General features: G+C 52.6%; 11 protein-coding genes. 8 read left to right on the top strand and 3 right to left on the bottom strand.

Translation table 11 applies throughout. The features are described from left to right. Window positions 1-617: 617 nt before the first annotated feature. Both AC50Y3_RS24010 and AC50Y3_RS24005 read right to left on the bottom strand, forming a co-directional pair. Window positions 618-1,706: a M24 family metallopeptidase gene (locus AC50Y3_RS24010; protein ID WP_494821243.1), complete on the bottom strand. Its 1,089-nt coding sequence runs from the start codon at window positions 1,704-1,706 to the stop codon at window positions 618-620. A gap of 47 nt (window positions 1,707-1,753) precedes the next feature. After that, complete coding sequence (locus AC50Y3_RS24005) at window positions 1,754-2,305, bottom strand: helix-turn-helix domain-containing protein (RefSeq protein WP_494821242.1); 552 nt, start codon at window positions 2,303-2,305, stop codon at window positions 1,754-1,756. A 169-nt stretch (window positions 2,306-2,474) separates the two neighbouring features. Between AC50Y3_RS24005 and AC50Y3_RS24000 the strand changes: the two genes are divergently transcribed. Next, window positions 2,475-3,662 (top strand): glycine C-acetyltransferase, encoded by a 1,188-nt coding sequence (locus AC50Y3_RS24000; protein WP_494821241.1) that lies wholly within the window; start codon window positions 2,475-2,477, stop codon window positions 3,660-3,662. A gap of 36 nt (window positions 3,663-3,698) precedes the next feature. After that, the gene (locus tag AC50Y3_RS23995; RefSeq protein ID WP_494821240.1) at window positions 3,699-4,694 is read left to right on the top strand and encodes an NAD-dependent epimerase/dehydratase family protein; all 996 of its coding nucleotides are present in this window, start codon (window positions 3,699-3,701) and stop codon (window positions 4,692-4,694) included. Between the two features lie 72 nt (window positions 4,695-4,766). Here the strand turns inward: AC50Y3_RS23995 and AC50Y3_RS23990 are convergent, their stop codons facing one another. Continuing rightward, window positions 4,767-5,372 carry a GyrI-like domain-containing protein gene (locus AC50Y3_RS23990; RefSeq protein ID WP_494821239.1) on the bottom strand — a complete coding sequence of 202 codons (606 nt, stop codon included), beginning with the start codon at window positions 5,370-5,372 and terminating at the stop codon, window positions 4,767-4,769. Window positions 5,373-5,578: 206 nt separating this feature from the next. Here AC50Y3_RS23990 and AC50Y3_RS23985 point away from each other — a divergent pair, with 206 nt between their 5' ends. The 6 genes from AC50Y3_RS23985 to AC50Y3_RS23960 all read left to right on the top strand — a co-directional run bounded on the left by AC50Y3_RS23985 (window position 5,579) and on the right by AC50Y3_RS23960 (window position 11,097). Beyond that, entirely contained in the window at window positions 5,579-6,037 is a 459-nt protein-coding gene (locus AC50Y3_RS23985) for a DUF2269 family protein (protein WP_494821238.1), read from the top strand. Window positions 6,038-6,162: 125 nt separating this feature from the next. Continuing rightward, complete coding sequence (locus AC50Y3_RS23980; RefSeq protein ID WP_494821237.1) at window positions 6,163-7,077, top strand: DMT family transporter; 915 nt, start codon at window positions 6,163-6,165, stop codon at window positions 7,075-7,077. A 547-nt stretch (window positions 7,078-7,624) separates the two neighbouring features. Further along, window positions 7,625-8,527 carry an ABC transporter ATP-binding protein gene (locus tag AC50Y3_RS23975; protein WP_494821236.1) on the top strand — a complete coding sequence of 301 codons (903 nt, stop codon included), beginning with the start codon at window positions 7,625-7,627 and terminating at the stop codon, window positions 8,525-8,527. A 40-nt stretch (window positions 8,528-8,567) separates the two neighbouring features. After that, the gene (locus AC50Y3_RS23970) at window positions 8,568-9,323 is read left to right on the top strand and encodes an ABC transporter permease (protein WP_494821235.1); all 756 of its coding nucleotides are present in this window, start codon (window positions 8,568-8,570) and stop codon (window positions 9,321-9,323) included. A 4-nt stretch (window positions 9,324-9,327) separates the two neighbouring features. Continuing rightward, window positions 9,328-10,494, top strand: coding sequence for an ATP-binding protein (locus AC50Y3_RS23965; RefSeq protein WP_494821234.1), 1,167 nt, complete (start codon window positions 9,328-9,330; stop codon window positions 10,492-10,494). A 3-nt stretch (window positions 10,495-10,497) separates the two neighbouring features. Then, window positions 10,498-11,097: a response regulator transcription factor gene (locus AC50Y3_RS23960; protein WP_494821233.1), complete on the top strand. Its 600-nt coding sequence runs from the start codon at window positions 10,498-10,500 to the stop codon at window positions 11,095-11,097. Window positions 11,098-11,240: the final 143 nt, after the last annotated feature.

The raw sequence follows: 11,240 nt of genomic DNA, 5'->3' as shown, positions 1-11,240 counted from the left end.
TATCCGCTAAACGCATACTGATGCCGCTGAAATAGCAGGAAATAGGCTCGCCGCGAGGGCTGTAAGCGGATATTCCGCTTATAGGTGCCGAACGAGGCGCGAAAGAGATGCATAAGCGGAATATCCGCTAAACGCATGCCGATGCCGCCGAAATAGCAGGAAATGGGCTCGCCGCGAGGGCTGTAAGCGGATATTCCGCTTATAGGTGTCAAATGAGGCGCGAAAGAGATGCATAAGCGGAATATCCGCTAAACGCATACTGATGCCGCTGAAATAGCAGGAAATAGGCTCGCCGCGAGGGCTGTAAGCGGATATTCCGCTTATAGGTGCCGAACGAGGCGCGAAAGAGATGCGTAAGCGGAATAATTGCTAAACGCATACTGATGCCGCTGAAATAGCAGGAAATAGGCTCGCCGCGAGGGCTGTAAGCGGATATTCCGCTTATAGGTGTCAAACGAGTCGCGAAAGAGATGTGTAAGCGGAATATCCGCTAAAACTAACCAATCTAACCCCTCAAGGGAAGCTGAGAGTAGGAAAACCCGTCTCTCAGCACCAGAACCACCACAAAAAAGACTGAGAGTCGGAAAATCCAACTCTCAGCCCTAAACCAACTAATCCTACCCAATCACCGTAAGTTCCTTCGGGAACGTCGTCAGCACCAGGGCGCCGCCATCGGTCACGAGGACGTCGTCCTCGATGCGGACGCCGCCGACGCCGGGCACGTAGATGCCCGGTTCGATCGTGAAGACCATGCCGCTGCGCAGCACGTCTTGGTTCTGCCCATGCACGGATGGATACTCGTGCACGTCCATCCCAAGCCCATGGCCTAGCCGGTGCATGAAGTACGGCCCGTAGCCGGCCGACTCAATGTGCTCGCGGGCCGCGCGGTCAAGACTCGCCAGCGTAGCACCCGGGCGCGTGGCTTCGATCCCATGCAGGTTCGCCGCCAGCACTGTGTTATAGATCTTCGTTTGCTCCTCCGAGATATCGCCAACCGCGAACGTCCGCGTAATATCCGAGGCATACCCATCCGCATAGACGCCAAGATCAAACAACAACAGCTCGCCCTCGCGCACCGCGCGCGAGCCGGGTACACCGTGCGGCAGCGCGGAATTCTCGCCGGCCAGCACCATCGTGGCGAAGGAAGGACCGCTCGCGCCGAGCTTCTTCATCTGATACTCAAGCTCGGCCACGAGCTCGATTTCGCTAACGCCCGGCTTCACTTGCGCGATACCGGCGCGCAGCACGTCCTCGATAATGCGGACGGCATGCTTCATGCGCACGACCTCATCCGGCGTTTTAATAACGCGCATTTCGCGAAGCGGCGCGTCGATATCCGCATACACGCTTGCGCCAACCGCGCGGCTGATCGCCTCGAAACGGCTGACCGTCATATAGTCCTTCTCGAGCCCAAGCGACTGGACGCCTGCGGGCATAAGCTTAGTTAACACCTCATATGGATTGTCGGTGTCTGTATGCGTATGGATGTTTGTCACAGTCGATGCGGCCTGCGCTGCTTCAAGATCAAGTGCCGGCACGATCAGCAGCGGCTCAGCCTGCCGAGGAATCAACAGCCCGAGGAACCGCTCATGCGGGTCGGTTGCAAAACCGGTCAAATAATACACATGCTTCGGCATGGTGATAAGTACGGCGTCAATCGCATGCTGCTCCATATAAGTAACCAACTGCTCAATACGATGATTCATAGCGTTAATCGTCCTTTCTTCTTCAACGTCCTCATCAGGATCTTTAATTAAGGATAGTAAATGATTGCATCATAACGCACGATTTCTTCACCGGGGTTGTGGTACAAATGCGGCTGATCCGCCGCGTAGCGAACAGCGCTGCCCGCGCCTACTGTGTAGGAAGTGTTTTGAATCTCGATGATCAGCGTCCCGGTAGAGACGAGAATATATTCTTCCACGCCGGGGCTGTGCGCCTCGGATTCATGCGTGCAGCCGGCATCCATTTCGACGGAGTAGACCTCGAATTTCTTCGTCGGCTCGAACGGAAACATCGGATAGACGCGATAGTGTCCGTCTGCTTCGAGCAGCGGGTCCAAGTCTTCTTTTGTAATGACCGCAACCTCAGAAGGAGGCTCCTCAATTAATGTCGTAAAAGAAAGCCGAAGTCCATTGGCAATCTTCCAAATAATCGAGATGGTCGGGCTCGTCTCCCCGCGTTCAATCTGACCGAGCATCGCTTTGCTGACGCCGGTCAGCTCGGCAACCTTGTCCAGGCTGAGCCCTCTCGTTTGACGGATCAATTTCAAATTCCGCCCCAGTTTGATATGAATCTGTTCCATAAAAAGCCTCCTGCTTCGCTCTCCTATTTAGCCTATTGTAGCCCAATCGTGCTTAAAAGTCGAAAACGTTCTGTGCGCTATAGCATACAAAACTATTGTGCGTCATAACATACATATGTATAATATAAACAAATGGATGCTTAAACCAATTGAGATGGGGATGCCGACTATGTCAAGTTCATCATTGACCGTTTATTTGCAGCGTAACTTGGAAGAAATGAAGAAGAACGGCTTATTTAACGAGATTAACGTCCTACAAGGCGGCAATGGTCCGCTTATTCATATTAACAACCGGGAACTGATCAATCTTTCCTCCAACAACTACTTAGGGCTGGCAGGCGATGAAAGGCTCATTCAAGCGGCAGAAATTGCCCTTCGCAAATACGGCGTAGGCGCCGGTGCCGTGCGTACGATCAACGGAACGATGGAGATTCATGAAGAATTAGAGACGAAACTAGCGCGTTTCAAGCAAACGGAGGCCGCTATAGCGTACCAATCCGGATTCAACTGTAATATGGCAGCGATTTCAGCCGTCATGGAGGCGGGGGATGCGATTCTTTCTGATGAGCTCAACCATGCTTCTATTATTGATGGCTGCCGGTTGACCAAGGCAAAGGTCATTCGATATAAACACTCCGATATGGAAGATCTGGAGAAACAGGCGAAGGAAGCTCGGGAATCCGGTCAATATAACAAAATCATGGTCATCACGGACGGCGTATTCTCGATGGATGGAGACATTGCGAAGCTTCCGGAAATCGTGGACATTGCAGAACGCTATGACCTCATTACCTATGTCGATGATGCGCATGGTTCAGGCGTACTTGGCAAAGGGGCAGGCACGGTAAAACATTTCGGTTTGTCCGATCGGGTTGATTTCCAAATCGGTACGTTGTCCAAAGCGATCGGTGTCGTTGGCGGATACGTGGCCGGCAAACGCGAGCTGATCGAGTGGCTGAAAGTAAGAAGCCGTCCGTTCCTGTTCTCAACCGCAACACCGCCTGCAATTGCTGCTGCATGCAGCGCCGCGCTGGATATTTTATCAGACAGCGCAGAATTGCAGGAGAAGCTGTGGAGCAATGCCGCGTACTTCCGCAATGGCCTGCAGAAGCTCGGCTTCGATACCGGGCACACCGAAACTCCGATCATTCCTTGTATCATTGGAGACGAAGTGAAAACCCAGCAGTTCAGCAAAGCGCTGTTTGAAGCCGGCGTATATGCCAAAGCGATCGTGTTCCCGACCGTTCCGAAAGGCGCGGGCCGAGTACGCAACATGCCAACGGCAGCACATACGACCGAAATGCTCGATCAGGCGCTTGCGATCTATGAGCAGGTAAAGAAACAAATCGGCGTGTAGGTATAGCTCACTTTAGGATTCGGAGGCGAAACGGATATGAAGAGGATACTAGTAACCGGTTCATCGGGCCAAATCGGCAGTGAGCTTGTCGCCGCGCTGCGCGCCCGTTATGGAGAAGATCAAGTCATCGCGACCGATATTAAACCAAGCAGTGCGACCACGGCATCGGCAGCGGGGCCTTTCGAACTGCTCGATGTGAACAATCGCCAAGCCTTTTACGATATAGCACGAAAATATAACGTAGACACCGTGATCCACCTCGCCGCGCTTCTGTCGGCAACGGCTGAAGCAAACCCGCTGTTTGCCTGGGAGCTGAACATGGGCGGACTCTTGAATGCGCTTGAGGTAGCTAGGGAGCTGAAATGCCAGTTCTTCACGCCAAGCTCGATCGGTGTGTTTGGACCGGATTCGCCGAAAGATCTCACACCGCAAGTGACCATACAGCGACCGATCACCATGTATGGCATTAACAAGGTAGCCGGCGAGCTGCTGTGCGACTATTATTATCGCAAATTCGGCGTGGATACGCGCGGATTGCGATTCCCTGGCCTGATCTCATACCTGACGCCGCCGGGCGGCGGGACGACCGACTACGCGGTAGCGATGTTCTTCGAAGCGATCCGCTGCGGCGAATACAGCTCTTATATTGATAAAGGAACATTCATGGACATGATGTACATGCCTGATGCCATCGACTCGATCATCCAACTGATGGAGGCCGATTCCGCCAAGCTGATCCACCGTAACGCCTATAATGTTTCTGCGATGAGTATAGATCCGGAGCTGCTGGCTGCCGAAATCAGGAAACAACTGCCGTCATTCAAGCTTTCGTATCAAATTGATCCCGTCAGAGAGGGAATCGCCCAGAGCTGGCCGAACTCCCTTGATACGTCTGCGGCGGAGAACGAGTGGGGCTTCAAGCCGCGCTACACGCTGGAGGCGATGGCGCAGGATATGCTGTTCCAAATTGCCGCTCGCAATTTGGGATCAAGCAGTGATTTACCCTTAAGCAGCATTATGAAGGTTTCCTAAACGAATACGAATGCAGCACTATAATAAAACGTTCCTTCACCGTACATCACGGCTAGGGAACGTTTTTTTTCTTTATTTAGAAACCGGATATCGCAAAATCGTCCGTAGCGACGCCTCCGCCGTCTTCCGGAAGTCAGATAAGTAAATTTCATGATGCTTCCCGCTGATCGCAAGTCCTTGCTGCTCTATGTATGCATACATAATCGCAAGTGTTTCCGGCTCTGTGCTGAACGGCCCGACATGCAGCATTTGCACGCATGTTCCTTCCGAGAGCGTACCGAAGCTGATGCTGCCCACCGGCATATGCGGCTTCTTCTTCATCGCGGTCTGCAGTCCTTCTTCGGCAATGGCTGCCGTTACATAATCCGGCTGGCGGATAAGGAGCGTCCACTGCCACTGCTCGCGCGGCGTTTCGAGCGGATCCAGACTCATGTCCTCCACCCACCATTGTCCCTCCAGCTTAGCGACTGTAAAGTCCTGTTCCGCTTGCTTGCACAGCGCTTTAATGCTGTACGCCGCTGTATACATCGCTTCGATCGCTTCTTTAAAAGCTTCACTCTCAGGAGAGCCGGAACCGGTCATTCGCAAGTAGTGCAGGTCCGGCAATGTAATCAGTTCGGGTTTCTTACGTGCGCCGTAATAGGGTTTGTCTGTTTTCGTTAAGTCGAGCTTACTCAATGGATCTACCTCCCCGTTGCTATCTACTATGCTTTGTCAAAGTCTCTCCAGTATACGTTACATGACTGACAAAGGCAGTCAGTAAATTGGAATTATTTAGTGTAAGTCGCACGTAAGATAGCTGTAAGTGCATGCGTGTTAATATACATCTTGTTCCATACATAGGTCAGGTTTACCAAATAATATTGCGAGAGGTGAGTTAAAAAATGAAATGGCTTGTACTCATCCACGTCATGTCAGCCATCATTGGGGTAGGCCCAACGTTCTTCATCCACACTTTATTCGGTAAGAAAGACAGTGTCGGTGAGCTGCGCTCCGCTTTTAAGCTCGGCAGCAAACTAGAGCTGTTTCCGAAGATTGGCGGCTCGCTCGCCGTCATTACCGGTCTTATTCTCGTTTTTGCGGATGGTTGGGAGTTCGTCAGCTTCTGGATTCTAGGCTCGCTTGTGCTCTATATCGCGATTCAAGTGCTGGTGATCGGCTTTGCCGCACCGGTGACGAAGAAGCTCGGAGTGGAGATCGAGAATTCGAAGTCGCTAAGCGCAGATCAAGCGGTTCCGGACGACCAGGTTCGTTTGCTGAACCAAGCCAATAAGCTCTATTACGGGGCTACGGCGATGGGGACGCTGCTCTTTATTTTCATGGTGTTGAAGCCGTTTTATTAAAGGATAGAGGTATTCTAATCGGTGCTCCGAACGCGGAGCGCCGATTTTTTGTTGTTGTATTTCAATCATAAATCCGTCAAACTGTTGGCAATGGAAACTTACGGGAATGGGGCGTAGGCAAACGAATGAAGCAAGATCGTAAATGGATGTATTACCTCGGCTTGGTGCTCGTTGCGGCGATTTGGGGGGCCAATTTTGGCGTATCGCGCAAAGCGATGGAGACCTTTGATCCGATTCTCTTCGCCTTTCTGCGTTTCTCCATCTCCATGCCGTTCTTCTTTCTGTTGCTCTACCTCAAGGAAGGCAGTGTTCGAGTCCCAATCAAGGTGGCTTTACAGCTGGCAGCAATCGGCTTGGTCGGCGTGACCGCACTGGAGATTGCGGTTATGTACTCGATCAAATTAACCACGCTCGCTAACGCATCGCTGCTGAATGTGGCACCATGGCCGATTTTTGCAGCGTTGCTTGGACCGTTGTTTATGCGGGAGCGGATGTCGGCTCGTTTGATTGTTGGCGGTGTGGCGGCTATGGCGGGGGTTTGCTTAGTTATTCTGGGCGGCTCGGAGGGCTTCGACCTCTCCTCGGATAAAATGGTCGGCAATATGCTGGCACTTGGCGTAAGCGTCATCGGTGCATTGTTTAACCTCGCATGTATGCCGCTGATGAAGACGTATTCGGCGCTGCGCGTCAGCACCTGGTACATCACCTTCGGTATGCTGTTCATGTTCCCGTTCACGCTAGGCTCGTGGGGCAAGGTGGATTGGAGCTCGTTAACGTCAAGCTCGTATGTAGCAATTGCATATAATGTACTGATTTGTACGGTATTCTCGTTCGTTGTGTGGAATGCAAGCATGTTCAAGATCGGCGCAACACGTGCGAATTTCTTCCGTTATGTCGTGCCGGCGTCGGCGGTTGCGGCAGGTTATTTCTTCTTCAGTGAGCAAATTAGCGGCTTGCAGCTTGGCGGTACGGTGTTTATGGTTGCGGGGCTTGTGTGGATTAGCTTGGAGAGGAAAGGGAACCCGGTCCCGATTCGTTAAAATAGCCTTAGAAATTGGACGACCCCCGCTTCATTATAGAAGCGAGGGTCTTTTTGGTTGAAGAGACGTACAACGCGCCGAATGCGGCGTCATTCGTTCCTTCTGTGTATTTCACTATGTGCAGGCGTCGTAACTTGCGCCGCAAAATATGATAAGCGTAACCGCTAATGTCTTCCTACTTTCAATTAAAAAACTTGCACGAAAGCAACGAAAGCCCTAACCTCTCTAACGTCCTTGCGGTTCCTCGACCGCGCCAGTGTGAATCCGTGTTCCTTAAAGCAGCCGTGAATAAAAGGAATTTGAATGTGTGGTGATTTGAAGGGTAATCACAACGAATACGAGGAAAAAACCAGAGGTTACACTTGATACAACTCCTGATTATACACACAACCCAAATGGAAATCAAGTCCCATTCATTTCTTTTCTTTGGAAACTGCAGCGATATGACATTTGTCATGCGAAACAGATTACATTCATGTATGTCGGAGATGCACCCGATTAGTTAAACTAAAGACATCAGAGAAAGCGATATGAGGAGTGAACGATCATGAAAGCTGCAATACAGCTAACCGGTGTAAGTAAGGTGTACAAAGACAAAACGGCCGTGAGCGATTTGACGTTATCTATCGCGGAGGGAACCGTCGTGGCATTGCTCGGTCCGAACGGCGCGGGCAAAACAACAACCGTATCGATGATACTTGGCATGCACAAGCCGACGAAAGGCACGGTGAAGCTGCTTGGCGGCGATCCCCGCGATCAGCAAGTGCGGGACCGAATTGGTGCCATGCTGCAGGATGTCAGCGTGATCGATGGGCTAAAGGTGGGCGAGAGCATTGAATTGTTCCGCAGCTATTATAAGAAGCCGCTGCCGCTCGATTACTTATTGAAGGTATCCAACCTGCAAGAAGAGAAAAACAAGTTTGCAACCGCATTGTCAGGCGGGCAGCAAAGAAGGCTTGGATTTGCGCTTGCGCTTGCCGGCGATCCGGATGTTATTTTTCTCGATGAACCGACGGTAGGGATGGATGTCACTTCGCGCCAGCTGTTCTGGGATACGGTCAAAGCGATGGCAGGGAAGGGAAAGACCATTGTATTGACGACGCATTATCTGGACGAAGCCGACAGCGTTGCCGACCGCATTATCGTGATTAATAACGGTAAGCTGATCGCCGATGGAACGCCAAGCGAGATTAAAGCCGAGACGACAGGTCGCGTGATTTCGTTCATCGCAGGTGACAGTGTCACAACCGAAGCGTTGCTTGCGCTTCCGGATGTAACGGATGTGGAGTGGAGCGGTCGCAAAGTGAAGCTGTACAGCTCCGACACGGACCGGCTGATTATAGCGTTGGTTGAGAAACGTTTTGATATGCGCGACATCGAAATTCAAAGCGGCGGGCTCGAGGATGCGTTCCAAGCGCTCGTGCAGCAGTCAGTCGAAATAACCAAATAACGCCTGAGCAATCAGGATAAACTAGTGGGAGTGAATAACAATGAATGGAATTATGGTTAAGGCAACCTTCGCCCAGTGTAAGGCGGAGCTGCTGCGTACGGTCCGCAACAAACGATTTTTTATTTTCTCCATCGTCATGCCGATTATCTTCTACTTCCTGTTCTCCAACATCGTTGGCGACAATAAAGTTGTCGGAGGCGTGGACTGGTCCGCTTATTACCTCATGTCGATGACCTGTTACGGCATTATCGGGGCCAGCTTCTCGACCTACAGCATCCGCCTGGCGCGTGAACGCTCGCAGGGATGGATTCGCATGCTGCGCATTACGCCGCTCCCGTCGTGGGCCTATATCGTTTCGAAAATCGCATCGCAAGCCATTATTAATCTCTTCATCGTTGTTATGATGTTCTTGATTGGCGGGGTTGCTAAGGGAATCGACCTGCCTGCTGCGACCTGGATCGCCAGCGGTGCATGGATTTGGCTTGGCGGGCTGTCGTTCATGACGCTTGGCACGTTGTTTGGCACGATGCGCAATCCGGATGCCGTACAGGTGTTGAGCACGGTTGCTTATATGGGTTTATCCGTAGTTGGCGGTCTGTGGATGCCGTTTGAAACGATGTCCTCCACGATGCAGAAGGTAGCTGAAGTTACGCCAACCTACCGGCTCGGGCAAGGGGCTTGGAACATTATCGGCGGCCAAGGCTTGGATTGGACGGGAATCGGCATTCTGGCGATTTACGTAGTCGTTCTGATGGTGATATCATCGTGGATAATGAAAAAGCAGGAAGCGGTGTAACTGCATGTCCAAATTGATGAGGCGGCCCCAAGCAGGTCCGCCTGTCTTGTTTGCTATGATATGGTTAGTTTATCTTGTGTTTCCGCTATTCCATTTATTCAATCAGTCGCCGGCCAAGGTCGCGCTGGGATTGACGGTCGTTGTTATATTTATTGCTATTTACATCTACAGCTACTGTTACGAGCGGGGGCGTCTCTTGTGCATATTAGGGATGCTCTTTATCGTAGGTCTGTTCTGTTTCAGCGATGAAGGCTCGCTATACATGGCGTTCTATCCAGCACCGGTGATCGGCATGCTGACAAGCCGCAAGCAGCTGGCCGTTGCGATTGGCGGGCTTCTAGCCTTGTTTGCCTCTACGATGTGGTACTGGAAGCTGTATAACGACACCGATGCTCTGCTGCAGTTTCTTCCGGCGATGATCGTGATTCTCGTGATTCCATTCGCTTTGGTGTTTGGCCGGAGGTCGAAGGAGCTGCGGAAGAAGCTGAACCTTGCGAACGAAGAAATCTCGCGGCTGTCCAAGAATGAGGAACGGCAGCGTATTTCGCGGGACTTGCATGATACGCTAGGGCATACCCTTTCGCTGATTACGCTGAAGAGTGAGCTCGCAGAGAAGTTGATCCTTAAGCAGCCTGAGCGGGCGGTGCAGGAGGTGCGGGATATTCAGGCGACCTCGCGCGCGGCGCTTCGTCAGGTGAGAGAGCTGGTGTCGGGGATGAACGCCGTGAAGCTGCGTGACGAGGTCGATGAGGCGAAACGGATCCTGGCCGCTGCGGGTATCGTGATGGAGCGAGGCGGGAGTGACTTTGATCGGGAGCTGCCTTCGCCGCTGCTCGATAACATTCTGGGCATGTGCCTGCGGGAGTCGGTGACCAACATCGTTAAGCACAGTCGTGCACGGGTTTGTACCGTTCGGCTGGAATGGGAGCCGGGCAAGCTGAGGCTGATTGTCGCGGATGATGGAATCGGAGTTAGCAGAAGCAGTGAAGCTGCAGGCCCGCGTCCGCTTGAAATGGGTGGCGGCGTTGGCGGGAATGGTTTGAGAGGGATGCGGGAGCGTCTAAAACTAATCGATGGCGATCTTGCCTTAGAATCGGTCGGGAGAGGCACGACGCTGACATTTACGGTTCCGCTGGTGGAGAAGTCACGGGCGAAAGAAGGAGGAAGATAAGCGGTGAAGATCGTAGTGGCTGAAGACCAAGGAATGCTTCGCGGTGCGCTGAGTGCATTGCTGGATTTGGAGGATGACTTCGAGGTCATCGGTCAGGCGGAGAACGGCAAACAAGCGCTGGATATGATCCGCGAGCTGTCTCCCGACCTATGCGTCATGGACATTGAGATGCCGGAGATGAGCGGCCTTGATGTAGCGGAGAAGCTGAAGGAGCTGGGCCATCCGTGCCGGGTGGTCATCCTGACTACCTTCTCCCGCTCGGGGTATTTCCAGCGGGCGATGAAGGCGGGGGCGCGCGGGTTTCTGCTCAAGGATTCCCCGATCGACGAGCTTGGCGCAGCGCTTCGCACCGTGTCGCAAGGCGGCCGCGCGGTTAGTCCGGAGCTTGCGCTTTCGTTCTGGGAGACGGAGAATCCGCTCACGGAACGGGAGCAGGAGGTGCTGCGTCTTGCGGCAGCGGGGCTGACCGCCGGCGACATCGCGGGGCAGCTGTTCCTCTCCGCAGGCACGGTTCGCAACTATTTGTCCGAAGCGATTCAGAAGCTGGAGGCGAAGAACCGCATCGATGCGATTGGGATTGCGGAGAAGAATGGGTGGATCTAGTTTTGCGCTGAGCGGTACCTAGTACCTCACATTGTCCAATAACCCCCATTGCACGTCTAAGAGAGGTATCCAATACCACTCTGCGAGAGGCCTCCAATAGAAAAAAGGCTGCCTCCATCATCTTAACGATGACAGAAACAACC

It is taken from the genome of Paenibacillus sp. J22R98 (assembly GCF_059383835.1).
This window is presented reverse-complemented; position numbering and strand designations above follow the sequence as displayed.

Excerpts from the sequence above, each read along its gene's own strand:
- AC50Y3_RS24010 (WP_494821243.1), bottom strand. The coding sequence starts at position 1,706 with ATGAATCATCGTATTGAGCAGTTGGTTACTTATATGGAGCAGCATGCG.
- AC50Y3_RS24005 (WP_494821242.1), bottom strand. The coding sequence starts at position 2,305 with ATGGAACAGATTCATATCAAACTGGGGCGGAATTTGAAATTGATCCGT.
- AC50Y3_RS24000 (WP_494821241.1), top strand. The coding sequence starts at position 2,475 with ATGTCAAGTTCATCATTGACCGTTTATTTGCAGCGTAACTTGGAAGAA.
- AC50Y3_RS23995 (WP_494821240.1), top strand. The coding sequence starts at position 3,699 with ATGAAGAGGATACTAGTAACCGGTTCATCGGGCCAAATCGGCAGTGAG.
- AC50Y3_RS23985 (WP_494821238.1), top strand. The coding sequence starts at position 5,579 with ATGAAATGGCTTGTACTCATCCACGTCATGTCAGCCATCATTGGGGTA.
- AC50Y3_RS23980 (WP_494821237.1), top strand. The coding sequence starts at position 6,163 with ATGAAGCAAGATCGTAAATGGATGTATTACCTCGGCTTGGTGCTCGTT.
- AC50Y3_RS23975 (WP_494821236.1), top strand. The coding sequence starts at position 7,625 with ATGAAAGCTGCAATACAGCTAACCGGTGTAAGTAAGGTGTACAAAGAC.
- AC50Y3_RS23970 (WP_494821235.1), top strand. The coding sequence starts at position 8,568 with ATGAATGGAATTATGGTTAAGGCAACCTTCGCCCAGTGTAAGGCGGAG.
- AC50Y3_RS23965 (WP_494821234.1), top strand. The coding sequence starts at position 9,328 with ATGTCCAAATTGATGAGGCGGCCCCAAGCAGGTCCGCCTGTCTTGTTT.